Genomic DNA, 24,118 nt, shown 5'->3' with positions numbered 1-24,118 from the left:
ATTATTTGTTCTTGAAACCAAAGACTTCAATACATATATCATTTAAAGTATCCATGTAAGTTATCATGACAGATTATAATCTACACACTGCCACACTTTTTGTGGTTTAAAAAAGTTAAAAACGTTAAATCTTGATCTTTTCCGCAATCCTTATATATTTCCTCGTCACTTTTCTACCGTTTGATACGCAAATTGTTGATATAAAACGACTTGTAAATTCAACGGATGCAATAACCTCAACCCACAAATCAAGGATGACATCATCGAACGTTTCGGAGAAATAGTATATTACTTATGGTAGTAATAACCAGAATTCGAGATAATAGCCGCACTCGTCCATTTGTATAGTTATTTCCCCATACATTGAATCAAAAATCCAACAAGACATGAAAATAATATGCACCAGTGACTGGCACTTAGGAAACTTGTTTCATGGCAATGACCGCATAGCCGAACACAAGCATTTCCTGGCCTGGCTTCTAGAAAGAATAAAAGAACAGCAACCAGATGCGTTGCTTATAGCCGGCGACATCTTCGACAACGGCAACCCCTCGGCTGCAGCTCAGTCTGCATACTATGAGTTCCTCGCAGATGCGACTGAGACTTGCCCCGACATGAATGTGGTTATCATAGCAGGAAATCACGACTCTGCCAGCCGTCTTGAGGCACCTCGTGCCCTGCTGACACGATACAAGGTTGAAATCCGTGGCAATATACATCGGTCGTGGGTCGCAAACAAAGATGGTAGCAACTGGGTGATCAATTACGATGACCTCATGATTCCCATCAATGGTGGTGACGGCTCACAGGCAATAGTTCTCACTGTGCCTTATCTTCGGAGTGATGTCGTGCAAAACGCCAACTATTCGGATGGCGTTAATACTATACTGCGCGAACTGACTGATAGAGCGAGGGGAAAGTATAGCGACTCACCTCTCATCATGATGGCTCACATGTATGCTAAAGATGCTGACATTGCCAAGAGTGATGCCAGCGAGAAGATTGTCATTGGAGGACAGGAGGAGGTGAACATGCACGGATGGGACGAGCATCCCGACTATTTCACTTGTGGACATATCCATAAGCGTCAGCACATCTGGAATACCGACTGGGCCCACTACCCAGGTAGCGCGCTCCCCATGTCGTTTGCAGAAAAAAATTACCATCATGGGGTAGACCTGGTCACCATAGAGAACGGGGCGAAACCACAAATAGAGTTTCTAGAGTATGAACCACAACATAAGCTCATATCTCTACCAGAAACCGAAGAGGAACTTTCCCTGAAGAAACTGGAGAATCTTATCAATACAGAACTCCAGAACAGAACAGACGGCAAGTTGGGTGACGACTTTGTCTATCTGGCGTTAAAGATGACTCTCGAAAAGGTAAACAATGATGCAATTAAGGAACTGGAGGCACTCATTGGCACTAAAAACGCCGTGCTTTGTAAGATACAGAAAATAATACCAGAATTAGACATTGCCACTGTTTCTGGCTCACAACACCTTCAAAGCATTGACGACATACTGAATCGCAACCCTCTTGACACGCTAAAAGAGACATTTGCAGTAAAAAATGGCAAGGAGATGACAGAACATCAAGAAAAGATGCTGACAGACTTACTGAATTCCTTAACCGCTGAAAACGACAACGCACTATGAAATTTATAAAACTTAAAATACTCAATCTCGCCTCTCTCGACCGTGCAGGAGGTGAAGTGATAAACTTTGAAGAAGGCGCACTGGGCGAAAGCAACATCTTCAGCATCGTCGGTCCTACAGGTTCGGGCAAATCGACACTGCTGGACGCTATCTGTCTGGCTCTCTATAACAGAGCCCCCCGTTATCCGCGAAAGAAAGGTGACAAAGACAAGATGGAGATTCTTGGCATCCCGGATGTAGGCGAGAAAAACAGGCTGTCTCCAAAAGATTGTCGCAATATTCTTACACGAGGAAAGAAGGAAGGATATAGCAAGTTGACATTTCTGGCAAACAACGGCAATGTATACCGAGCTGAATGGTATGTAGAGTTCAAAACAAAGAATTATAGCAACGCCATTTGTTCGCTATACAGGCTCACCTCTAGAAAAGGAAAAACCGAGGAGGAGGAAGTAGATTGGAACAAGATTCCCGCCATCATTGGTCTCGACTACGAACAATTCCTTCGCACCGTACTGATAGCACAGGGAACGTTTGCCAATTTCCTGACTGCAAGTGAGGATGAACGTTATCAACTTCTTGAAAAACTGATTGGCAATGAAGAAATCTACACCAATATTGCCACCCGTATCAGTAAGGTGAAAGAGGAAGCTACACGTGCTTTTAATGAGATTAACGCATATTTCGGTGCCATCGATAAGGATATCATCAAGGATAAAAATGAACTTGATGCACTGACCAAGCGCATAGACAAACTTGAAGAAGAGGAAAGAAGTGCAAAAACAGAACTTTTGAAAATTGCGGAGTCTTTGGGATGGTATGACACAGAAGACAACTTAGAAAAGAACATCAGTCTATATGAGGGGAAACTGTCTGATGCACGCAATAAACTCGATGAGATAAAGGCTGATGCCGAAAGACTTGCTCTGCATGACTCAACCATTGAAGCTGTGAAGCTGTACGATAACGCAGAGAAAAAGCAGAAGGAGATAGATGGCAATGAGACTGAGCTTAAATCTCTTAGCAAGAAGGTTGCACAGAAAGAAGCAGAGATAGATAAGGAAAACATTAACCTCGCAAAGCTCAAGGATGAAGCCCAAAAGGCAAACCAGACTCTTGAACAGCAAAAGCCTCACATCAACAAGGCTCGTACCCTTAAGGGAGAGCTGGAATCAGCAAACACGACTGTCAAAGAAAAACAAATAGCCAAAACCAACGCCGAGGGTGCGTTCAGCAAAGCGAAACAAGATGTCGACAATAATGCCGCTGCCATAAGAAAAGGTGAAGAAATGCTGCAAGCCGCCAAAGATGCTTTGGAGAAATTAAAGTCAGTTTTGCAGAAGAAGGCAGACGAACTCAACGAAGAAGCAGAGAAGGGGAAAAAGGCATTAGAAGACGAACAAAAGAAGACTGAAGGTAAAGACTCCGACACCCTCCAGAAGACAAAAGATGCTGCTGAGAAGAAGAAGACAGACCTGAACGAGGCTATTCGTGTGCGTAAAGGAATAGAAACCGGCACCAAGACCATCAGCGATCTTGAAAAGAAGAACAAAGAGCTTGAAGAGCGCAACAAGGAAATCGAAGATGAGCTTAAAAAGGTAAACACAGAGGATTTGACGAAAGAAATTGAGACTCTGCGAAAGACGTGCACGTTGATGACCAGTGAGAACTGGCGTGAACATCGGGCTTCTCTGCACGATGGCGAAGAATGTCCTCTATGCGGCTCCACACACCATCCGTATAAATCTGGCGAGACATTCGAGCCTGTTGTTCATGAAATGGAAGAACTTATCTCATCGAAGGAAGACAAACTTAAAAAGCAGAATGACAAGAAACTGCGTTTGTCGAACGAGAAAAGTCAGAACGCCGGCATACTGGAGACCAACAAGTCGACTATTGCAGACACAAAGGAGGCACTACGTAATTTAGAAGATGAGTGGAGGGTCATCCATTCTCAACATACGGATTGGCCTCTGGAGTCTGATAATCTCGAAAAACTGAAACCTTCAGTAGAGCAGGACGCCGCCGACGCCAGCAACACCTTGAAGGAATATAATAAGGCTGTCAAGGAAGTGGACCGTCTTCGCGAAGTGAAAGAAAGGGCTGAAAAAGAAGCAAACAACTTCAAGACCGAAAGCACGCTGAAGATTAAAGAAGCTGAAAAGAAACAGACAGAATGCACCACCGATTTGCAAACAGAAAAAGGCAAGACTGCTAATCTCAAAGAACAACTGTCTGAGAAAGACAAGAACCTGTCAGATGCAACAAACGCGCTGCGCAAGGCTAACGAGGAACTAGAAGCCAAGAAACAAGCTATCAAGAAAGAGATTGGCAACAACGACCCTGATGTCCTTGAACAATCACTTACAACGGCAAAGGACAATGCTGACAAAGCGGTTAAAGACAAGACTGAAACCATCAGCAATCTAAATGCCGATTTGAAAGAACTCAATGGCAAGATTGATAGTACAAACCAAACAAAGGCTGAAAACATAAGTAAACGTGAGACGTCCGTCAATGCACTAACGGAATGGCTGGCATCTTACAACGCCGACAAAAGCCATCAGCAAAAACTATCCGTTGAAGACATCGCTTTACTCGCCGAGGCCAAGGATAATTGGGAAGAAATTCGCGCTTGTCTGAAAGAACGGGGCGATGCACTGACCTCAGCCGAAACAACGCTCAAAAATGAGACGAAAGCTCACACCGAGCATCAGCAGAATAAGCCGATATTAACAAAGGAGGAATTGGCAGCTCGCAAGAAGAAATTGGATGCTCGCTCAATTACTGAACTTGTCGAGGCGAAAGCCCATATGCAACGCCATGAATCTGCAAAAACAACAGATGGGCCCCATGTCCAAAAAGAAGCAGGATGCAGAAACGTTCATGAATGAATGGAAAGAGATTTCGGAAGCGATAGGCGCTGACGGCAAGACTCTCCGCAAGGTTGCCCAGTGCTACACGCTTCATTTCCTGATAGCTCATGCCAATGTGGAGATTCGAAAATTCAATAGCCGCTACGAACTTCAGCAGGTGAAGAACTCTCTGGGAATACGCGTCATAGACCATGACCGTGCCGATGATATCCGCGACACAACATCCCTCTCTGGAGGTGAAACTTTCATCGTATCTCTCGGCCTAGCTTTGGGACTTTCTTCACTATCTTCTCGCAACATCTCATTCGAGAACCTTTTCGTAGACGAGGGTTTCGGTACTCTCGACCCCGACACACTTGCCACAGTAATAGACTCACTTGCAATGCTTCAGACATCGCAGGGCAAAAAGGTCGGAGTTATCAGCCACACTGATACAATGTCGGAACGCATCACGACTCAGATTCGCATCATCAAGAATGGCAACTCGGGTAGTAGCCATATTGAGATATATCCATAAACATTTGGATTATATATAGTTAGACATCAACAAATGTCGGGATGTTATAGAACAGATCCACAGAGATTCGCATAGAGAAGGAATAGGAAAATTTCGTGCATCCATGGACGAGAGCTGATTTGATTCTGCTGTTGGTTGATGTAAGTTTCATAACCCCAAATTGGTCATTAGAAAAAATCTTGTCACTTTCAAATGACCGATTTGGGGAATATTCTTGCTTAAGGGCATGAGGCTAAGGGCCTTCTATAAGGGCTTACTCGGGAGTTGCACCCGTTAGACAATGCTCATGCCGAGCATACTGAAAAAAATCCCTGGCCTTAAAAAGACCAGGGATTCTTATTGTTGTGAGATATCTATTCAAAGATTATTCTGCTGCAGCTTCTGTTGCTGTCTCTTCTGCCTGAGCCTCTACGGGAGCCTCTTCTGCCTTCTTGGCGGCAGAACGACGGCTACGACGTGTCTTCTTCTCAGCCTTTGGAGCCTTAGCCATGTTCTCATCGAAGTCAACGAGCTCGATGAAAGCGATGGGAGCAGCGTCACCCTGACGGGTACCCAACTTGATGACGCGAGTGTAGCCACCGGGACGGTCGCCTACCTTCTCAGCAACTACGTTGAAAAGTTCCTTGACAGCTTCCTTGTTCTGGAGATAACGGAAAACAACACGACGGTTGTTGGTATCACCTACCTTAGAACGAGTAATCAGGGGCTCAACGAATTTCTTGAGAGCCTTAGCCTTAGCGAGGGTCGTAGTGATTCTTTTGTGCAAAATCAGGCTGGAAGCCATGTTGGACAACATGCTACCACGGTGACTTGCAGTACGGCCCAGATGATTGAATTTCTTGTTATGTCTCATTTTTGTTTTGTTCTTTAATTACAAGGGATTATTCCTTGTCTAATTTATACTTAGAAGTATCGGTTCCAAACGACAGATTCAGACTCTCGAGCAAATCATCAAGCTCTGAAAGCGATTTCTTACCGAAGTTGCGGAACTTGAGGAGGTCTGTCTTGTTGTACTGTACCAAGTCGCCAAGTGTCTCGACCTCAGCTGCCTTAAGACAGTTGAGCGCGCGTACAGACAAGTTCATGTCTACGAGCTTGGTCTTCAACAGCTGACGCATATGGAGTACCTCTTCATCAAACTCCTGGTTCTCTTCCTGATCAGGATTCTCGAGAGTAATCTTCTCGTCAGAGAACAGCATGAAGTGATAGATGAGGATCTTGGCAGCCTCTTTCAAGGCATCCTTCGGGTGGATGGAACCATCGGTGGTAACTTCGAGAACGAGTTTGTCATAGTCGGTCTTCTGCTCGACACGATATGGCTCAACTGCGTACTTTACGTTACGGATGGGGGTGTAGATTGAATCGATTGGGAGTACGTTGACATCGGTACAGAACTCACGGTTCTCATCGGCGGGGACATAGCCACGACCTTTGTTGATGGTAAGCTCAATCTGCATTGATGCCTTGCTATCTAAATGACAAATCACCAAATCAGGGTTTAACACTTCAAATCCAGTCAGATACTTACTTATATCACCGGCCTTGAACTCAGTAGTGTTCTCAACAGTGATACTAACTTTCTCGTTCTCGAATTCTTCTACTACTTGCTTGAATCGAACTTGTTTGAGATTCAAGATAATGTTAGTTACATCTTCCTTGACACCGGGAACTGATGAAAACTCATGCTCAACGCCAGCAATACGGATGGTATTGATAGCAAAGCCCTCAAGTGAAGAAAGAAGTATGCGGCGAAGCGCGTTACCGATGGTAACACCAAAGCCGGGCTCCAATGGGCGGAATTCGAATTTACCGAATCGCTCATTGGCCTCTAACATTACGACTTTATCAGGTTTTTGAAATGCTAATATCGCCATTAACTTAATGATTTTTATTATTTAGAGTACAACTCAACGATTAACTGCTCCTTAATATTCTCAGGAATATCTGCACGCTCTGGCTTGTGGAGGAACTTACCGCTCTTGGTGTTCTCATCCCACTCGAGCCATGGATACTTGCTGTGGTTGAAACCTGCCAGTGCATTCTCGATGACCTCGAGAGACTTGGCCTTCTCGCGAACGCCAACTACCATTCCAGGCTTAACAGAAAAAGAAGGAATGTTAACTACCTTGCCATCAACAACGATGTGCTTGTGGCCTACCAACTGGCGTGCAGCTGCACGAGTGGGGGCGATACCCAGGCGGAATACGACGTTGTCAAGACGGCTCTCCAAATTCTGAAGAAGAACCTCACCGGTAATGCCTTCAGCCTTTGCAGACTTCTCAAACATATTACGGAACTGACGCTCAAGAACACCATAGGTGTACTTAGCTTTCTGCTTCTCTGCCAACATGACACCGTACTCAGACATCTTTCTGCGACGGCTGTTGCCATGCTGTCCAGGAGGGAAGTTTCTTCTGGACAAAACTTTGTCTGCGCCGAAGATGGGCTCACCAAATCGACGTGCAATTTTAGATTTCGGACCTATATATCTAGCCATAATATTTAATAAATGCTATTGATTAAATGTGAATAGAGTAATAATGAGAATACTCTGAATTATACGCGACGGCGCTTGGGAGGACGACAACCGTTGTGTGGCAATGGAGTAACGTCGATAATCTCGGTTACCTCGATACCAGCACCATGCACGGCACGGATAGCAGACTCACGACCATTACCTGGACCCTTAACGTATGCCTTAACCTTACGGAGACCGAGGTCAAAGGCAACCTTGGCGCAATCCTCGGCAGCAGTCTGGGCTGCATAAGGAGTATTCTTCTTAGATCCGCGGAATCCCATTTTACCTGCAGATGACCAAGAGATCACCTGACCTTCACTATTAGCAAGGGAAACGATAATATTGTTGAACGAGCTGTGAACATGAAGCTGTCCTAAAGCGTCAACCTTTACATTTCTTTTCTTTGATGTTGCTTTTGTCTTTGCCATTTTTAGCTTACTTTAAAATTACGATTGAAATCAATCAACACTTAAACTAAAATTACTTCGTAGCCTTCTTCTTATTAGCAACAGTCTTCTTCTTTCCCTTACGAGTACGAGCATTATTCTTTGTGCTCTGACCGCGAACAGGAAGACCATTACGATGTCTGATACCACGATAGCAACCTATATCCATAAGGCGCTTGATGTTCATCTGGATCTCTGAACGGAGATCACCTTCTACTTTGAATTCAGCGCCGATAATTTCACGGATCTTGGCTGCCTGGTCATCAGACCACTCGTTAACCTTCAAGTCACGGCTAACACCTGCCTTGTCCAATATCTTTGCTGAACTACTTCGACCGATACCATAGATATAGGTCAATGCGATTTCGCCACGCTTGTTTTGGGGCAAATCTACTCCAACAATTCTTATTGCCATTTTAGAAAATTGATTAAAAAATACTTCTGTTGTTTGTTAAAAGCATGCAAAATTAGTAAGAAAAATCCTCCTAATCAAACATTTACACAATTTTAACATTAACCCTGACGCATTTTGAACTTAGGGTTCTTCTTGTTGATAACGAACAAACGACCTTTACGACGTACAATCTTGCAGTCGGGTGTGCGCTTCTTTAATGATGCTCTTGTCTTCATATCTTTAATGTTTACTTGTATCTGAAAACGATTCTGCCCTTAGTGAGGTCGTAGGGACTCATCTCTACTTTGACCTTGTCGCCAGGGAGTATCTTTATATAGTGCATTCTCATTTTACCAGAGATGTGGGCAATGATTTGCACGCCATTCTCCAGCTCTACGCGGAACATTGCATTGGAGAGGCTCTCCACAATGACTCCGTCTTGTTCTATTGCAGACTGTTTAGCCATATATTAATTGTGTAATACCTTTTCTATTTCTTCAAAATCAGATAAAATTTCTGCCTTGCCTTTACGGATAGCTATGGTGTGTTCGAAATGCGCTGCTGGCTTGCCGTCGCGTGTCACAATGCTCCACTTGTCGGGTAATAGCCAGATATTGCGGTCACCCATGGTAATCATTGGTTCGATGGCAATGCACATACCAGCTTTTAACATTGTGCCATTGCCACGAGAACCATAATTGGGCACCTTGGGGTCCTCGTGCATTTCTTTTCCGATGCCATGCCCTGTGAGTTCACGAACTACTCCATACCCGTGGGATTCGCAATAGTCTTGAACTGTATAGCCGATATCACCGACATGATGACCTGGCAGAGCCACATCAATGGCCCTATATAGCGAGGCCTTGGTAACTTCAAGCAACTGTTTGACTTCGGCGGACACTTCGCCTACACTGAACGTATAGCAACTGTCACCGTTGAAACCGTTGAGGAGTGTTCCACAGTCGATTGAAATAATATCTCCATCCTTAAGAATGGTCTTGGCATCAGGTATACCATGAACTACCACATCGTTGACAGAGGTGCATATACTTGCCGGAAAAGGCTCTCCAAACGGATTGGGGAAATTCTTGAAAGTAGGCACAGCCCCGTGGTCGCGGATAAACTCTTCGGCTATCTTGTCCAACTGGAGTGTGCTGACACCCGGCTTAATATGTTTAGCTAACTCAGCGAGAGTCTGACCGACTAATCGATTAGCCTCTCGCATGAGCGAAATTTCATCCTCTGTTTTCAGAAATATCTTCATTATGATACAGCCTTAATATGCTGCAACATTTCCGCCACGAGTACGGCCAGAATTCAACAAGCCATCATAATGACGCATGAGCATATGGCTCTCAATTTGCTGAAGCGAGTCGATGACTACACCCACCAAAATCAACAGAGAAGTACCTCCGAAGAATTGAGAGAAAGCCTGCTGAACGTCGAGAAGGCTTGCCAAAGCTGGCATAATTGCGATAAATGCAATGGCCAATGAGCCTGGCAATGTAATACGAGACATTACTGTATCGATATACTCAGCGGTGTCCTTACCAGGCTTAACGCCGGGGATGAAACCGTTGTTACGCTTCATATCCTCTGCCATCTGATTGGAATTCAGGGTAATGGCAGTATAGAAATATGTAAACGCTATAACCAGAGCTACATAGATTGCATTATAAAGCAAAGATCTATTGTCCATCAGATTCTGTACGAGCCAGCTTCCGTTGCTTGTTCCATATGAAACAAATGCAAGAGGAATAAACATCAAAGCCTGAGCAAAGATGATAGGCATCACATTGGCAGCGAACAGCTTCAAGGGGATGTACTGACGTGCACCACCATATTGCTTGTTGCCGACAACGCGCTTAGCATACTGTACCGGCACCTTGCGCACAGCCTGTACGAGCATCAAAGCAGCACAAACCACGGCAAAGAGTATGAGAATCTCAGCAATAAACATTACGAGACCACCACCGGAAATAGCGGTGAAGCGTGAGGTAACTTCCTGAATGAAGGCCTGGGGCAGACGGGCAATAATACCTATGGCAATTATCAGCGAAACGCCATTGCCTACACCCTTGTCGGTAATGCGCTCTCCGAGCCAAAGTATGAACATACTTCCTGCTGCCAGGATGACAGCTGCGGGGAACATGAATACCGTCCAGGAAATACCTGAAGAGAGGGCCTGTCCGGCCTGCATCTTCAGGTTGATAAGGTAAGAAGGACCCTGCAGGAACAGGATGAAGACTGTCAGCACACGAGTGTACCAGCTAATCTTCTTGCGTCCGCTCTCGCCCTCACGCTGCATTTTCTGGAAGTAAGGTACAGCGACAGCCAAAAGCTGCATGACAATAGAAGCAGAGATGTACGGCATAATACCAAGCGCAAAAATCGACGCATTGGAGAATGCACCACCAGAGAACATGTCAAGCAGCGACATCAAGCCACCTGATGTTTGCGACTGTAAGTTTTGTAACTGGGCTGGATTGATGCCGGGAAGGACAACAAACGAGCCAAAACGGTATATAGCCGTAAACAGGAGAGTTATGAGGAGTCGCTTGCGCAAATCCTCAATTCTCCAACAGTTCTTTAGTGTCTCTATAAACTTTTTCATCTACTTTGTTTAGATAATAGTTGTGTTACCACCAGCTGCCTTGATAGCTTCTTCAGCAGCCTTAGAGAAAGCATTAGCTTCTACATCTACCTTAGCTGTAAGAGTTCCGTTAGCCAAAACCTTTACAAGCTCCTTACCATTGGTAAGACCAGCCTCTACAAGCTCTGCTATACCAATCTTGGCATAGCCCTTAGCTTCAGCCAGCTTCTGCAGTGTAGATAGATTGACTGCGAAATACTCTTTATGGTTGATATTCTTAAATCCAGCCTTAGGTACGCGACGCTGCAAAGGCATCTGACCACCTTCGAAGCCAATCTTACGCTTGTATCCAGAACGTGCCTTAGCACCCTTGTGACCACGAGTAGAAGTACCACCCAAGCCAGAACCTGGACCACGACCGATACGGCGACGAGAATGTGTAGAACCCTCAGCTGGTTTCAAATTACTTAATTTCATAATCTTCTGTAGTTAAAAAATTAATTAGTCTATTACGTTAACCAGATGATGCACCTTACGAACCATACCACGGTTGCTAGGAGTATCTTCGATTTCAACAACTTGAGAAATTTTACGGAGACCCAGTGCCTGAAGAGTCTGCTTCTGGTCCAGGGGAGCACCGATTTTGCTCTTGATCTGCTTTACTTTAATTGTTGCCATGTCAGTTCTACTATTAACCGTTAAATACTTTGTTCATACTAATGCCACGCTCGCCAGCTACGGTGTAAGCATCACGCAGCTCACTAAGAGCCAAGATTGTAGCCTTAACCAAGTTGTGAGCATTGGAAGAGCCCTTAGACTTTGCAATCACATCCTTGACACCTACGCTCTCCAGTACAGCACGCATAGCACCACCAGCCTTAAGACCAGTACCGGCAGCAGCGGGCTTGAGAAGAACTTTGGCACCACTGAAAGCCACTTCAACCTCGTGAGGAATGGTACCCTTCAGTACAGGAACCTTAACAAGGTTCTTCTTGGCAGCCTCGGTACCCTTGGAAATTGCAGCGGTAACCTCGCCAGCCTTACCAAGGCCCCAACCGATAACACCATTGCCATCACCTACAACGACGATAGCAGCGAATGTAAAGGTGCGACCACCTTTGGTAACCTTGGTTACTCGATTGATAGCAACCAAGCGGTCTTTCAATTCAACGTCACTATTTATTCTTACTTTATTCATTGCCATAATCGTTTAAAATTTAAGACCACCTTCGCGTGCTGCATCAGCCAAAGCCTGTACACGTCCGTGATAGAGATAACCATTACGGTCGAAAACAACACTCTCAACACCGGCTTTCTTGGCATTCTCGGCTACGAGAGCACCAACCTTCTTGGCCTGCTCAATCTTGGCCATCTTTTCGAGACCGAGAGAAGAAGCTGAAGCCAAAGTTGTACCAGTAAGGTCGTTGATAACCTGTGCATAAATTTGCTTGTTAGAACGGAATACGCTGAGACGAGGACGCTCTGCGGTACCATTCACACTCTTGCGAATACGGAATTTTATCTTGATTCGTCTTTCTACTTTCTTTGTTGTCATAATCGTAAATAATTAAAAGATTACTTAGCGGCAGCTGTCTTACCAGACTTTCTGCGGATAACCTCACCTTTGAACAAGATACCCTTACCTTTATATGGTTCAGGCTTGCGGAAAGAACGAATTTTTGCACAGATGAGACCAAGAAGCTGCTTGTCACAGCTCTCCAGTATGATGATAGGATTCTGGTTTCTCTCAGACTTTGTCTCAACCTTAACCTCCTTAGGAAGTTGGATAAAGATAGGGTGAGTATAACCCAAAGAGAACTCGATAAGATTACCCTGATTTGAAACACGATAACCTACACCTACGAGCTCCAATGTCTTGCTATAACCAGCGCTGACACCTACTACCATGTTGTTTACCAGTGAACGGTAAAGTCCGTGGAAAGCCTGCTTCTGCTTGTAGTTTACGGGGCTGTTCTCATCGATTTCGAACACGATGCTACCATCGGTCAAAGTCAGTTTGATTGAGGGGTCAATCCACTGAGAGAGCTCACCCTTAGGACCCTTAACATTAACGATGTTGGTCTTCTCGTCGAAGTTAACTGTAACTCCTGCGGGAATATTAATTGGCAATTTACCTATTCTTGACATAATCAAATCCTCCAATTAATTAATAAACATAACAAAGAACCTCACCGCCTATCTTGAGGGCAGCTGCTTCCTTATCAGTCATAACACCTTGAGATGTAGATATAATGGCTATACCTAATCCGTTAATTACTCTCGGCATGTCCTTGTAACCGGTATACTTACGGAGACCAGGAGTAGACACACGCTTCAGACACTTAATGGCGTTCTGCTTAGTGTTGTTGTCATACTTCAAGGCAACTTTAATAGTACCCTGGGGACCATCTTCTACGAACTTGTAGTTCAGAATGTAACCCTTCTCGAAGAGAATCTTGGTAATAGACTTCTTCATGTTTGACGCAGGAACCTCAACAACTCTGTGATGAGCCATGATTGCGTTTCTGAGTCTTGTCAGATAATCTGCTATTGGATCTGTCATATAAATAAATGTTTAATTAATCGGGACTACCCCGACAATATTAAAAAAAATTCGTTGTGATTTTTCGGAAGAACACGGAAGAAACAGTTTCTTCCGCATTCTCTGAAATATCTTACCAGCTTGCTTTCTTTACTCCAGGTATGAGACCCTGAGAAGCCATTTCGCGGAACTGGATACGAGAGATACCGAACTGGCGGATATAACCCTTTGGACGACCAGTAATCTTGCAACGGTTGTGCAGGCGAATTGGATTAGCGTTCTTGGGAATAGACTGAAGTTTACGAGCAGCCTCATAAGCCTCTGCGATATCGTCAGTGGTCGCAATAATTTTCTTCAGAGCAGCACGCTTTTCAGCATAGCGAGCTACCAATTTTGCGCGCTTAACCTCGCGGGCCTTCATTGATTCTTTTGCCATATCTATTAATCGTTTTTAGCATTCTTGAATGGGAGACCGAAAGCTTTGAGCAGAGCATAACCTTCTTCATCTGTGCTTGCAGAAGTTACGAAAGTAATGTTCATACCCTGGATGCGATCTACCTGATCAATATTGATTTCAGGGAAGATAATCTGCTCTGAAACGCCGAGAGTATAGTTACCACGACCGTCAAACTTGCTTTCGATACCCTTGAAGTCACGGATACGGGGAAGAGCTACACGGATAAGTTTCTCGAGGAACTCATACATGCGTTCACGACGCAATGTTACCATGACACCGATAGGCATCTTCTTACGCAGCTTGAAGTTTGCGATATCCTTCTTAGAATATGTAGCAACAGCCTTCTGACCGGTAATGGCTGAAATCTCATTAATGGCTACATCGATGATTTTCTTATCCTGTGTAGCGTCACCGAGACCCTGGTTAATAACGATTTTCTTCAGGACAGGAATTTGCATTGCTGAAGAATAGTTGAACTGCTTCTGGAGAGCAGGTGCTATAGTCTCATTATAGACTTTCTTTAACTGTGCTGTATCCATTACTTAATTACCTCCCCTGATTTTTTAGCGATACGGATTACGTTCTTGCCTTCGTGCTTGATGGCAACACGAGTAGCCTTACCACTCTTTGGATCTATCAAACTCAAATTTGAGATATGAATAGGTGCTTCTTGTTTTACAATACCGCCTTGTGGGTTCTTTGCAGAAGGCTTTGTACTCTTAGATACAATATTGACGCCCTCAACGATGGCACGGTTATCGCTAACCATTACCTTGAGCACCTTACCGGTTTTGCCCTTGTCACGTCCGGCAAGAACAACAACCATATCGTCTTTTCTAATATGTAACTTAGTCATTGATTACTAATTTTAAAAATTAAAGAACCTCAGGTGCCAAAGAAACAACCTTCATATTTACGGCACGGAGCTCACGAGCAACAGGACCGAAGATACGGCTTCCACGGAGCTCACCAGCATTGTTGAGCAACACACAAGCGTTGTCATCAAAGCGTATATATGAACCGTCGGCACGACGAATTTCCTTTTTTGTGCGAACGATCAAAGCCTTAGATACCGCTCCCTTTTTCAAATCACTTGAAGGTACAACGTTCTTGACAGCAACGACAATCACGTCACCAACACTGGCATAACGGCGGCGTGTACCACCGAGGACACGAATACACAGAGCCTCGCGTGCACCACTGTTATCACATACTGTAAGTCTTGATTCTGCCTGTATCATAATTACTTAGCTTTTTCAACGATTTGTACTAATCTCCATCTCTTTGTCTTAGACAGAGGACGAGTTTCCATGATCTGTACTGTATCACCTACATTAGCCTCATTGTTCTCGTCATGTGCATGGTACTTCTTCGTCTTCTGAACGAATTTACCATAAATAGGGTGCATCTCCTTAAACTTAGCTGCAATAACAATGGTTTTATCCATTTTGTTGCTGATAACGACACCCTGTCTTACTTTTCTTAAATTTCTTGTTTCCATCTGGACCATTGTTATTTATTAAGTTCTCTCTGACGAAGCACTGTCTTCATGCGTGCGATATCACGACGTGCAGCCTTAATCTGTGATGGATTTTCAAGAGGAGTAACACTATGGTTGAGCTTCATCTGGTGAAGTGCAGCCTCTGCATTCTCCAATTTCTCGCGCAGATCCTTGTCGGCGAGTTCTTTTACTTCATTAATCTTCATAGCTTAAGCGTTTTTGTCGTAATCACGTCTTACAATAAATTTTGTCTTAACGGGGAGCTTCTGAGCTGCGAGGCGCAGAGCCTCTTTAGCAATGTCGAAAGATACTCCCTCTACTTCAAAGAGGACACGGCCAGGTGTTACAGGTGCAACCCATCCTGCGGGATCACCCTTACCCTTACCCATACGTACGTCAGCAGGCTTACGTGTAATAGGTTTGTCGGGGAAAATGCGGATCCAAACTTGACCCTGACGGTTCATGTGACGGTTTACTGCCACACGAGCTGCTTCTATCTGTCGGCTGTCAATCCATTTAGCCTCAAGTGTCTTGATACCAAATGAGCCGAAAGCCAGCTGTGTACCACGGTGAGCGTTGCCTTTGTTGCCACGTCCATCTTGTGGTCTTCTATATTTTACTCTTTTAGGCTGTAACATGATAACTTCTTCTTTTAACGGTTATTGTTTCTTCTACGATTACCGCGACCACGTCCGCCGTTGTTTGAGCGACCGGCATTCTGCTTCTCCTGAGTGAAGTTAGGAGTAAGGTCACGCTTTCCGTAAACCTCACCACGGCAAATCCACACTTTGATACCGAGAAGACCTACCTTGGTAAGTGCTTCTGCCTGGCAGTAATCGATATCGGCACGGAATGTGTGCAGAGGAGTACGTCCCTCTTTGTACATTTCCTTACGTGCCATTTCAGCACCATTCAGACGGCCACAGATTTGAATCTTGACACCCTCGGCACCAGCACGCATTGTATTCTGAATAGCCATCTTGATAGCACGGCGGTATGCAACCTTACCTTCTACCTGGCGAGCGATGTTATTGCCTACAATTGTAGCATCCAGATCGGGCTTCTTAACTTCAAATATGTTAATCTGAATATCCTTCTTATAGAGTTTCTTCAACTCTTCCTTCAGTTTGTCAACATCTTGACCACCTTTACCAATGACGAGACCCGGACGGGCTGTGCAAATAGTGATGGTGACGAGCTTCAGTGTACGCTCGATGACAATCTTAGATACGTTAGCCTTAGCCAGACGCTCATTGAGATATTTACGGATTTTACGGTCTTCGACCAGGTTGTCTCCGAAATTCTTGCCACCAAACCAATTTGATTCCCAACCACGGATAATACCCAGTCGGTTGCTTATCGGATTTACTTTCTGTCCCATTCTATTTATTATTTTTCGTCGTTAGTTTTGGCATCAACAAACAAAGTTACATGATTAGAACGCTTACGGATTCTGTAACCACGACCCTGTGGTGCAGGTCTCATACGCTTCATTGTAACGCCTTCGTCTACGAAGACCTTACTGATATAAAGCTCTCCGTCTTCAGCCTTGCGTTCGTTCTTATTCTCCCAGTTAGCGATAGCTGAGCGCAGCAGTTTCTCAACATCTGCGGCAGCCTGCTTTTTAGAGAATCGTAATACGCCGAGTGCGCGGTTTACCTCCATGCCACGAACCATATCTACGACATAGCGCATCTTACGTGGTGATGAGGGCACGCCATTCAGCTTAGCGAAATACAAATTTTTGCGAGCAGCCTTAAGCTTTTCAGCTGCTTCATGTTTTCTTGCTCCCATTAGTTATGTTATTTACTTTAAAATGGTTTGCCTAATTTACTTTCTATTACCAGAGTGACCACCAAAGCGACGTGTGAGAGAGAATTCTCCAAGCTTATGGCCTACCATGTTCTCGGTAATGTAAACAGGGATAAATTTATTTCCGTTGTGAACAGCAACAGTATGCCCTACGAAATCGGGTGATATCATTGATGCTCTGGCCCAAGTCTTTACGACGGTCTTCTTACCGCTTTCGTTCATAGCAAGAATCTTCTTCTCGAGCGATACGTTGATATATGGACCTTTTTTAAGAGAACGACTCATAATTTACTCTTTATTTTTTATTAGCTCTTTCGATAATATACTTGTTAGAATGCTTCTTAGGTGCACGTGTCTTCAGACCCTTAGCGTAGAGACCCTTACGTGAACGTGGATGACCACCAGACTGACGGCCTTCACCACCACCCATTGGGTGATCATGGGGGTTCATAACAACACCACGGTTGTGAGGACGGCGACCCAACCAGCGTGAGCGACCAGCCTTACCAGACTGCTCGAGAGCGTGGTCAGAGTTTCCAACACTTCCTACTGTAGCCTTACAAGCAGAGAGAATCTTACGAGTCTCGCCTGAAGGGAGCTTAATAACACAATAACTGCCCTCACGAGAAGTCAACTGAGCAAAATTACCAGCCGAACGAACGAGCAGAGCACCCTGACCAGGACGCAGCTCTAGGTTGTGAACTACTGTACCTACAGGAATGTTAGCCAAAGGAAGAGCATTACCGATTTCAGGAGCAGCATCTGCACCTGACATTACGGTAGCACCTACCTTGAGTCCGTTAGGAGCAACAATGTAACGCTTTTCACCATCAGCGTAATACAGCAATGCTATACGTGCAGATCTGTTAGGATCATACTCGATAGACTTTACAACTGCTGGAACACCATCTTTCTCACGTTTGAAGTCGATAAGACGATACTTCTTCTTGTGACCACCGCCCATATAGCGGACAGTCATTTTACCGGTGTTGTTACGACCACCGGTAGAACGCTTACCGTAAACGAGAGACTTCTCTGGCACGGATGCAGTAATCTCTTCGAACGTGCCAATAACTTTGTGTCTTTGTCCCGGTGTAACGGGATTAAATTTACGTACTGCCATTTTCTATTTAGATATTGCTATAAAAATCAATTGTATCGCCTTCTTTCAAAGTAACGATAGCTTTCTTGAACGAGTTCTTCTGTCCCTTAACCAAGCCAGCCTTGGTGTAACGGGCAGAACGCTTGCCAGCATAAACTGCTGTGTTTACATCTACTACAGTAACATTGTACAGACTCTCGACTTCAGCCTTAATTTGGAGTTTATTAGCCTCAGGACGAACTACGAAGCCGAAACGATTCGACATCTTCTCTGTAATGTTGTTCATCTTCTCAGTAACCAATGGTTTGATAATAAATGCCATATTCTAATTCTCCTTATTTCATTAAGATTTCGTCGATAACCTTGAGAGAATTCTCAGTTACTACCAGCACGTCTGCGTTCAAAACTTTGTAAGTATTTACTGCAGAAGCGAGGATAACTTCAGAGCCCTTCAAATTACGAGCCGACAAATATACGTTTTTATTGCTTTCTGGCAAAACAACAAGGGTCTTTTTGCCTTCAACTTTAAGATTTTTAGTAATATTTACAAAATCTTTAGTCTTGGGGGCCTCAAAAGTGAAGTCTTCAACCACAACAACAGCATTCTCCTGTGCCTTATAAGACAGGGCTGATTTGCGAGCGAGTACCTTAACTTTCTTGTTCAACTTGAAACCGTAATCGCGAGGCTTGGGACCGAATACACGACCACCACCTACGAGTACAGGTGAGTTGATATCTCCACGGCGAGCACCACCGCCACCTTTCTGACGTCCAAGTTTACGAGTAGAACCGCTCATTTCGCTTCTTTCCTTTGACTTGGCTGTACCCTGACGCTGATTAGCAAGATACTGCTTTACATCAAGATAAAGAACGTGATCGTTAGGCTCAATTCCAAAGATAGCATCATTGAGAACTACCTTTCTTCCGGTCTCCTGACCGTTGATATTTAATACGCTAACTTCCATTTACTTCTCAATTAAAACGGTTGAACCATTGCATCCAGCGAAAGAGCCCTTAACGATAAGAAGGTTCTGTTCTGGAATTACCTTTAACACCTTAAGGTTCTGAGTTGTTACGCGGTCGCCACCCATCTGGCCACCCATGCGCATGCCCTTGAACACCTTTGCGGGGTAAGAACAAGCACCGATAGAACCGGGCTTACGAGCGCGGTCATCCTGACCGTGAGTAGACTGACCTACACCACCGAAACCATGGCGCTTAACAACACCCTGGAAACCTTTACCCTTAGAGGTACCGATTACGTCAACAAATTCGGCGTCATTGAACAACTCTACAGTGATAGTGTCACCGAGATTGTACTCCTCATCAAATTTGAACTCGGCCAAGTGCTTTTTTGGTGTTGTGCCGGCCTTCTTGAAGTGTCCCTGCAAAGGCATAGAAGTATTCTTCTCCTTAGCCTCAGCGAAACCCAACTGTACAGCCTTGTAACCATCCTTCTCTACGGTTTTAACCTGGGTTACAACACAAGGACCAGCTTCGATAACAGTGCACGGAATATTCTTACCGTCGGCACTGAAAACGGATGTCATTCCGATTTTTTTTCCTAATAATCCTGGCATTTCTTTAATGAATAAATAATTAAACTACAAATTAGACCTTAATCTCAACTTCTACACCACTGGGCAATTCAAGTTTCATCAGCGCATCAACTGTCTTGGCAGTTGAACTATAGATATCAATCAAGCGCTTGAAGTCAGAGAGCTGGAACTGCTCACGGGCTTTCTTGTTAACGAATGTACTGCGGTTAACAGTGTAAATGCGCTTGTGTGTTGGCAATGGAATAGGACCGCTGACGATGGCGCCGGTGGCCTTAACAGCCTTCACGATTTTCTCTGCTGACTTGTCAACCAACTGGTGGTCGTAAGACTTCAGCTTAATTCTGATTTTCTGACTCATTGTCTTTTACTTTATTAATATTAGTAATTGTAATAGGAGGAGAGATACGCTGCTTAAGAGTCATTCGCTAAGCAGCGTCTCTCTTCCAGTATTGATTTTGCTATTAAAGGAGCTCTGAGTGACCGTTCTGCTCATCCAACACTGCCTTGGCAATGGCTGTTGATACAGGAGCGTGGTGATCATACTCCATAGAGCTTGTAGCACGACCAGAGGTGATGGTGCGCAGAGCAGTTACATAACCGAACATTTCTGCCAGAGGAACCATAGCCTTAACCACGCGGGCACCGCTACGGCCTTCCTCCATACCCTGAACCATACCACGACGCTTGTTCAAGTCGCCGATTACATCACCCATGTTCTCTTCGGGAGTAACTACCTCGACTTTCATGATGGGCTCCATCAGTACGGGCTTAGCCTTAGGACAGAGAACCTTGAATGCCTGGTGAGCTACGAGCTCGAATGACAACTGGTCTGAGTCAACGGGGTGGAAGCTACCATCGGTAAGAGTAACCTTCATACCTGTCATGGGGAAGCCACCGAGAACACCGTTGGCGAGGCAGTCCTTGAATCCCTTCTCTACAGAGGGGATGAACTCCTTAGGAATGTTACCACCCTTAACCTCGTTGATGAACTGCAGGTCGCCATCCTTGTAGTCTTCATCCTTAGGACCGATTGTAACATCAATACAAGCGAACTTACCACGACCACCACTCTGCTTCTTGTAAGTCTCACGGCTCTGGGCTGTGCCGATAATGGCCTCCTTGTAGTTAACCTGGGGCTTACCCTGGTTACATTCTACCTTGAACTCACGCTTCAGACGGTCGATGATGATATCGAGGTGAAGCTCACCCATACCAGAGATAATGGTCTGACCACTCTGCTCGTCGGTACGAACGGTGAATGTGGGGTCTTCCTCAGCCAGCTTGGCAAGACCGTTGTCCAGCTTGGCAACGTCGGCCTGGCTTTTTGGCTCTACAGCGATAGAGATCACGGTATCGGGGAAGGTCATAGACTCAAGAACGATGGGCTTAGACTCATCGCAGAGAGTATCACCAGTACGGATATCCTTGAAGCCTACACCTGCACCGATATCACCGGCGTCGATTGACTCCATTGGGATTTCCTTGTTAGAGTTCATCTGGAACAGACGGCTGATGCGCTCCTTCTTGCCTGAGCGGGGGTTGTACACGTAAGAACCGGCAACAACCTTACCAGAGTAGACACGGAAGAATACCAGACGGCCCATGAATGGGTCAGTGGCAATCTTGAATGCCAGAGCCGATGTAGGCTCGTCCTCAGAAGGCTTACGATCCTCCTCTTCCTCAGTATCGGGGTTGGAACCTACGATAGCCTCTGTATCCAGAGGTGAGGGAAGGAATGCACAAGTATAGTCGAGCAGAGGCTGCACACCCTTGTTCTTGTAAGAAGAACCGAGCAACATAGGAGTAATCTCCATAGCGATGGTACCCTTACGGATAGCGGCGATAAGCTGCTCTTCAGAAATCTCAGCACCTTCGAGATACTTCTCCATCAGGTCGTCGTCGAAGTTGGCAGCATTTTCTACCATCTTCTCTCTCCACTCATTGGCCTCGTCAACGAGGTCGGCGGGGATATCCTCAATATCGTATTCAGCGCCCATAGTCTCATCGTGCCACAGGATAGCCTTCATCTTGATAAGGTCAACGAGACCCTTGAAGTTTTCCTCTGCACCGATTGGAATCTGGATAGGACAGGGGTTGGCACCCAGGATATCCTTCATCTGCTGTACGGTCTCGAAGAAGTCGGCACCCGAACGGTCCATCTTGTTCACATAACCGATACGGGGTACATTGTACTTGTCGGCCTGACGCCATACAGTCTCAGACTGTGGCTGAACGCCATCGGCTGCTGAATAAGTAGCGATAGCACCATCGAGAACGCGGAGTGAGCGCTCTACCTCTGCGGTGAAGTCAACGTGTCCGGGAGTATCGATAAGGTTTATCTTGTACTGCTTGTTGTTCCAAGTCCAGTTACAAGTGGTGGCAGCAGAGGTGATAGTGATACCACGCTCCTGCTCCTGTGCCATCCAGTCCATTGTTGCAGCACCGTCGTGCACCTCACCAATCTTGTGGGTCTTACCGGTGTAGAACAGGATACGCTCAGATGTAGTCGTCTTACCGGCATCGATGTGTGCCATAATACCGATATTACGAGTCAAATGTAAATCGCGGTTTGCCATTTTCTTTTATTCCTTATATATATGTAATGATTAGAATCTGAAGTGAGCGAATGCGCGGTTAGCCTCAGCCATACGGTGCATGTCTTCCTTACGCTTGTAAGCGCCACCCTGATTGTTGAATGCGTCCATAATCTCTGCAGCGAGCTTGTCTGCCATGGTCTTACCACCACGCTTGCGAGCGAAAGCGATAAGGTTCTTCATAGAGATGCTCTCCTTGCGGTCGGGACGGATTTCGGTAGGAACCTGGAAAGTGGCACCACCGATACGACGGCTCTTTACCTCTACCTGGGGAGTGATATTGTCGAGGGCCTGCTTCCAAATCTCCAGGGGAGACTTCTCTTCATTAGCCATCTTCTCCTTTACGACATCAAGAGACTTGTAGAAAATTTCGTATGAAGCATTCTTCTTGCCATCATACATCAAGTGGTTCACGAACTTAGAGACCTTCTGGTCGTTGAACACGGGATCCGGAAGAATCACGCGCTTCTTTGGTTTTGCTTTTCTCATTGCTTTTGTTAAATTAATATTCTGCGGAGGCTGCTCATTTGTTCTTCAACGCCAGCTCTCTGGCATTTACTCAACCTTGACTTATTCTCCAGCAAAACGATTATAATGTTTCTTTTGTTTTACATGCCGCAAGTCCTCAGGCTTCTCCGCCTGTGAACTTTCGGCATATACATCTTCGGGCTATTACTTCTTAGCCTTAGGACGCTTTGCACCATACTTAGAACGGCGCTGTGTACGGTTTGCGACACCTGCGGTATCCAAAGTACCACGAACGATGTGATAACGTACACCGGGGAGGTCCTTAACACGACCACCACGTACCAGTACGATAGAGTGCTCCTGCAGGTTGTGGCCCTCTCCTGGGATGTAAGAGTTCACTTCCTTCTGGTTTGTCAAACGCACACGGGCAACTTTTCTCATTGCCGAATTAGGCTTCTTAGGTGTTGTAGTATAGACACGAACACATACACCACGACGCTGGGGACAATTGTCCAACGCGGGAGACTTGCTCTTATCTACCAACACGTTTCTGCCTTTTCTTACCAATTGTTGAATTGTAGGCATAGTTTTACTTTTTTAATTTATATATTTATTTTTGTTATTATCAATCGATTGCGGCGGTATTTATGATGCCGTTTCGGGCTGCAAAGTTACATATTTTCTATCAAACCACCTAATTATACATATTATAAAGCGCTTCCAGATAGTAAAATTTAACAGTTAGTTGTATTTTTTATATATTTTTCACCGCCAAAATCATCTCGAGCACGCCCTTGATGGTCATTTTTGTTACAAAAACAAGCTGCCCGCGCAGGGAAATGACCTCCCTTGCGCTGACTGTGTGCGCACACATTGCCACAACCCACTATACGCCCCGGTTCTGCGCCTTTGAGCATCGGTTTTTGCCCTTTCCAAACCTGACATCCAACCCTCCATCTGCCCTACCCCATGCCTCGCTGGTGGTGGAGGTGTTGGAAGGGGGGCTGGGGATGGCTCCGGCGGGTGTGCCCAATTGCTCGCTGGGGGGTGAGGAGGTGGGGAGGGGGGTCGCTTTTATTCA

36 protein-coding genes are annotated in these 24,118 nt (G+C 45.2%); 3 read left to right on the top strand and 33 right to left on the bottom strand.

Going from position 1 to position 24,118, the window contains the following annotated elements:
* Window positions 1-386: 386 nt before the first annotated feature.
* The 3 genes from CIK87_RS08640 to CIK87_RS08630 are packed head-to-tail and all read left to right on the top strand — an operon-like array spanning window position 387 to window position 5,051.
* On the top strand, window positions 387-1,661 hold the full coding sequence (locus CIK87_RS08640; protein ID WP_094386837.1) for an exonuclease subunit SbcD: 1,275 nt from the start codon (window positions 387-389) through the stop codon (window positions 1,659-1,661).
* On the top strand, window positions 1,658-4,552 hold the full coding sequence (locus CIK87_RS08635) for an AAA family ATPase (protein ID WP_094386836.1): 2,895 nt from the start codon (window positions 1,658-1,660) through the stop codon (window positions 4,550-4,552). The genes CIK87_RS08640 and CIK87_RS08635 overlap by 4 nt, the downstream gene beginning before the upstream one ends.
* Entirely contained in the window at window positions 4,545-5,051 is a 507-nt protein-coding gene (locus CIK87_RS08630; protein WP_158216224.1) for an SbcC/MukB-like Walker B domain-containing protein, read from the top strand. The genes CIK87_RS08635 and CIK87_RS08630 overlap by 8 nt, the downstream gene beginning before the upstream one ends.
* 364 nt (window positions 5,052-5,415) lie before the next feature.
* Here the strand turns inward: CIK87_RS08630 and rplQ are convergent, their stop codons facing one another.
* From rplQ to rpsL, 33 genes are all read right to left on the bottom strand, one after another.
* On the bottom strand, window positions 5,416-5,904 hold the full coding sequence (gene rplQ, locus CIK87_RS08625; protein ID WP_022311365.1) for a 50S ribosomal protein L17: 489 nt from the start codon (window positions 5,902-5,904) through the stop codon (window positions 5,416-5,418).
* Between the two features lie 28 nt (window positions 5,905-5,932).
* Window positions 5,933-6,925 carry a DNA-directed RNA polymerase subunit alpha gene (locus CIK87_RS08620; protein WP_094386834.1) on the bottom strand — a complete coding sequence of 331 codons (993 nt, stop codon included), beginning with the start codon at window positions 6,923-6,925 and terminating at the stop codon, window positions 5,933-5,935.
* A gap of 17 nt (window positions 6,926-6,942) precedes the next feature.
* Window positions 6,943-7,548, bottom strand: coding sequence for a 30S ribosomal protein S4 (rpsD, locus tag CIK87_RS08615; RefSeq protein WP_022311363.1), 606 nt, complete (start codon window positions 7,546-7,548; stop codon window positions 6,943-6,945).
* 59 nt (window positions 7,549-7,607) lie between these two features.
* Window positions 7,608-7,997 (bottom strand): 30S ribosomal protein S11, encoded by a 390-nt coding sequence (gene rpsK / locus CIK87_RS08610; RefSeq protein ID WP_022311362.1) that lies wholly within the window; start codon window positions 7,995-7,997, stop codon window positions 7,608-7,610.
* Window positions 7,998-8,049: 52 nt separating this feature from the next.
* Complete coding sequence (rpsM, locus tag CIK87_RS08605) at window positions 8,050-8,430, bottom strand: 30S ribosomal protein S13 (RefSeq protein WP_094386833.1); 381 nt, start codon at window positions 8,428-8,430, stop codon at window positions 8,050-8,052.
* Window positions 8,431-8,528: 98 nt separating this feature from the next.
* Window positions 8,529-8,645 carry a type B 50S ribosomal protein L36 gene (gene ykgO, locus CIK87_RS08600; protein ID WP_007899708.1) on the bottom strand — a complete coding sequence of 39 codons (117 nt, stop codon included), beginning with the start codon at window positions 8,643-8,645 and terminating at the stop codon, window positions 8,529-8,531.
* Between the two features lie 11 nt (window positions 8,646-8,656).
* Complete coding sequence (gene infA / locus CIK87_RS08595) at window positions 8,657-8,875, bottom strand: translation initiation factor IF-1 (RefSeq protein WP_022311360.1); 219 nt, start codon at window positions 8,873-8,875, stop codon at window positions 8,657-8,659.
* 3 nt (window positions 8,876-8,878) lie between these two features.
* Window positions 8,879-9,673: a type I methionyl aminopeptidase gene (map, locus tag CIK87_RS08590; RefSeq protein ID WP_094386832.1), complete on the bottom strand. Its 795-nt coding sequence runs from the start codon at window positions 9,671-9,673 to the stop codon at window positions 8,879-8,881.
* A 12-nt stretch (window positions 9,674-9,685) separates the two neighbouring features.
* Window positions 9,686-11,023 (bottom strand): preprotein translocase subunit SecY, encoded by a 1,338-nt coding sequence (gene secY / locus CIK87_RS08585; RefSeq protein WP_094386831.1) that lies wholly within the window; start codon window positions 11,021-11,023, stop codon window positions 9,686-9,688.
* Window positions 11,024-11,032: 9 nt separating this feature from the next.
* Window positions 11,033-11,479 (bottom strand): 50S ribosomal protein L15, encoded by a 447-nt coding sequence (gene rplO / locus CIK87_RS08580; RefSeq protein ID WP_022311358.1) that lies wholly within the window; start codon window positions 11,477-11,479, stop codon window positions 11,033-11,035.
* Window positions 11,480-11,503: 24 nt separating this feature from the next.
* Window positions 11,504-11,680 (bottom strand): 50S ribosomal protein L30, encoded by a 177-nt coding sequence (gene rpmD, locus CIK87_RS08575; RefSeq protein ID WP_022311357.1) that lies wholly within the window; start codon window positions 11,678-11,680, stop codon window positions 11,504-11,506.
* Between the two features lie 13 nt (window positions 11,681-11,693).
* On the bottom strand, window positions 11,694-12,206 hold the full coding sequence (gene rpsE, locus CIK87_RS08570; protein WP_094386830.1) for a 30S ribosomal protein S5: 513 nt from the start codon (window positions 12,204-12,206) through the stop codon (window positions 11,694-11,696).
* Between the two features lie 6 nt (window positions 12,207-12,212).
* Window positions 12,213-12,557 carry a 50S ribosomal protein L18 gene (gene rplR, locus CIK87_RS08565; protein ID WP_022311355.1) on the bottom strand — a complete coding sequence of 115 codons (345 nt, stop codon included), beginning with the start codon at window positions 12,555-12,557 and terminating at the stop codon, window positions 12,213-12,215.
* Window positions 12,558-12,577: 20 nt separating this feature from the next.
* Window positions 12,578-13,150 (bottom strand): 50S ribosomal protein L6, encoded by a 573-nt coding sequence (gene rplF / locus CIK87_RS08560; protein ID WP_022311354.1) that lies wholly within the window; start codon window positions 13,148-13,150, stop codon window positions 12,578-12,580.
* A 19-nt stretch (window positions 13,151-13,169) separates the two neighbouring features.
* The gene (gene rpsH, locus CIK87_RS08555) at window positions 13,170-13,565 is read right to left on the bottom strand and encodes a 30S ribosomal protein S8 (RefSeq protein WP_022311353.1); all 396 of its coding nucleotides are present in this window, start codon (window positions 13,563-13,565) and stop codon (window positions 13,170-13,172) included.
* Window positions 13,566-13,677: 112 nt separating this feature from the next.
* Window positions 13,678-13,980, bottom strand: coding sequence for a 30S ribosomal protein S14 (rpsN, locus tag CIK87_RS08550; protein WP_022311352.1), 303 nt, complete (start codon window positions 13,978-13,980; stop codon window positions 13,678-13,680).
* 5 nt (window positions 13,981-13,985) lie between these two features.
* On the bottom strand, window positions 13,986-14,540 hold the full coding sequence (rplE, locus tag CIK87_RS08545) for a 50S ribosomal protein L5 (protein WP_022311351.1): 555 nt from the start codon (window positions 14,538-14,540) through the stop codon (window positions 13,986-13,988).
* On the bottom strand, window positions 14,540-14,857 hold the full coding sequence (gene rplX, locus CIK87_RS08540) for a 50S ribosomal protein L24 (RefSeq protein ID WP_022311350.1): 318 nt from the start codon (window positions 14,855-14,857) through the stop codon (window positions 14,540-14,542). The genes rplE and rplX overlap by 1 nt, the downstream gene beginning before the upstream one ends.
* Before the next feature lie 19 nt (window positions 14,858-14,876).
* Window positions 14,877-15,242, bottom strand: coding sequence for a 50S ribosomal protein L14 (gene rplN, locus CIK87_RS08535; RefSeq protein ID WP_022311349.1), 366 nt, complete (start codon window positions 15,240-15,242; stop codon window positions 14,877-14,879).
* Window positions 15,243-15,244: 2 nt separating this feature from the next.
* Window positions 15,245-15,511: a 30S ribosomal protein S17 gene (gene rpsQ / locus CIK87_RS08530; RefSeq protein ID WP_094386829.1), complete on the bottom strand. Its 267-nt coding sequence runs from the start codon at window positions 15,509-15,511 to the stop codon at window positions 15,245-15,247.
* A 2-nt stretch (window positions 15,512-15,513) separates the two neighbouring features.
* A complete protein-coding gene (rpmC, locus tag CIK87_RS08525) occupies window positions 15,514-15,708 on the bottom strand; it encodes a 50S ribosomal protein L29 (protein WP_022311347.1) in 195 nt (64 codons plus the stop codon).
* 3 nt (window positions 15,709-15,711) lie between these two features.
* Window positions 15,712-16,140, bottom strand: coding sequence for a 50S ribosomal protein L16 (gene rplP / locus CIK87_RS08520; RefSeq protein ID WP_022311346.1), 429 nt, complete (start codon window positions 16,138-16,140; stop codon window positions 15,712-15,714).
* A gap of 14 nt (window positions 16,141-16,154) precedes the next feature.
* Complete coding sequence (rpsC, locus tag CIK87_RS08515) at window positions 16,155-16,883, bottom strand: 30S ribosomal protein S3 (protein WP_022311345.1); 729 nt, start codon at window positions 16,881-16,883, stop codon at window positions 16,155-16,157.
* An 8-nt stretch (window positions 16,884-16,891) separates the two neighbouring features.
* Window positions 16,892-17,296, bottom strand: a complete 405-nt coding sequence (gene rplV / locus CIK87_RS08510) for a 50S ribosomal protein L22 (RefSeq protein ID WP_022311344.1) — start codon at window positions 17,294-17,296, stop codon at window positions 16,892-16,894.
* 36 nt (window positions 17,297-17,332) lie between these two features.
* Window positions 17,333-17,599, bottom strand: coding sequence for a 30S ribosomal protein S19 (gene rpsS / locus CIK87_RS08505; protein WP_022311343.1), 267 nt, complete (start codon window positions 17,597-17,599; stop codon window positions 17,333-17,335).
* A 10-nt stretch (window positions 17,600-17,609) separates the two neighbouring features.
* Window positions 17,610-18,437, bottom strand: a complete 828-nt coding sequence (gene rplB, locus CIK87_RS08500; RefSeq protein WP_022311342.1) for a 50S ribosomal protein L2 — start codon at window positions 18,435-18,437, stop codon at window positions 17,610-17,612.
* A 7-nt stretch (window positions 18,438-18,444) separates the two neighbouring features.
* The gene (rplW, locus tag CIK87_RS08495; protein ID WP_022311341.1) at window positions 18,445-18,738 is read right to left on the bottom strand and encodes a 50S ribosomal protein L23; all 294 of its coding nucleotides are present in this window, start codon (window positions 18,736-18,738) and stop codon (window positions 18,445-18,447) included.
* 13 nt (window positions 18,739-18,751) lie between these two features.
* Complete coding sequence (gene rplD, locus CIK87_RS08490; protein ID WP_094386828.1) at window positions 18,752-19,381, bottom strand: 50S ribosomal protein L4; 630 nt, start codon at window positions 19,379-19,381, stop codon at window positions 18,752-18,754.
* On the bottom strand, window positions 19,382-19,996 hold the full coding sequence (rplC, locus tag CIK87_RS08485) for a 50S ribosomal protein L3 (protein WP_094386827.1): 615 nt from the start codon (window positions 19,994-19,996) through the stop codon (window positions 19,382-19,384). It lies immediately after the preceding gene.
* Between the two features lie 31 nt (window positions 19,997-20,027).
* Window positions 20,028-20,333 (bottom strand): 30S ribosomal protein S10, encoded by a 306-nt coding sequence (rpsJ, locus tag CIK87_RS08480; RefSeq protein WP_022311338.1) that lies wholly within the window; start codon window positions 20,331-20,333, stop codon window positions 20,028-20,030.
* A gap of 103 nt (window positions 20,334-20,436) precedes the next feature.
* Window positions 20,437-22,551, bottom strand: a complete 2,115-nt coding sequence (gene fusA / locus CIK87_RS08475; RefSeq protein WP_094386826.1) for an elongation factor G — start codon at window positions 22,549-22,551, stop codon at window positions 20,437-20,439.
* 30 nt (window positions 22,552-22,581) lie between these two features.
* Window positions 22,582-23,058 (bottom strand): 30S ribosomal protein S7, encoded by a 477-nt coding sequence (rpsG, locus tag CIK87_RS08470; protein WP_022311336.1) that lies wholly within the window; start codon window positions 23,056-23,058, stop codon window positions 22,582-22,584.
* Window positions 23,059-23,241: 183 nt separating this feature from the next.
* Entirely contained in the window at window positions 23,242-23,622 is a 381-nt protein-coding gene (gene rpsL / locus CIK87_RS08465; RefSeq protein ID WP_022311335.1) for a 30S ribosomal protein S12, read from the bottom strand.
* Between the last annotated feature and the right edge of the window lie 496 nt (window positions 23,623-24,118).

Origin of the sequence: Prevotella sp. P5-64 (assembly GCF_002251285.1) — a bacterium.
Lineage (GTDB): Bacteria > Bacteroidota > Bacteroidia > Bacteroidales > Bacteroidaceae > Prevotella.
The sequence above is the reverse complement of the archived record's forward strand: the minus strand, read 5'-3'. Positions and strand labels throughout refer to the sequence as shown.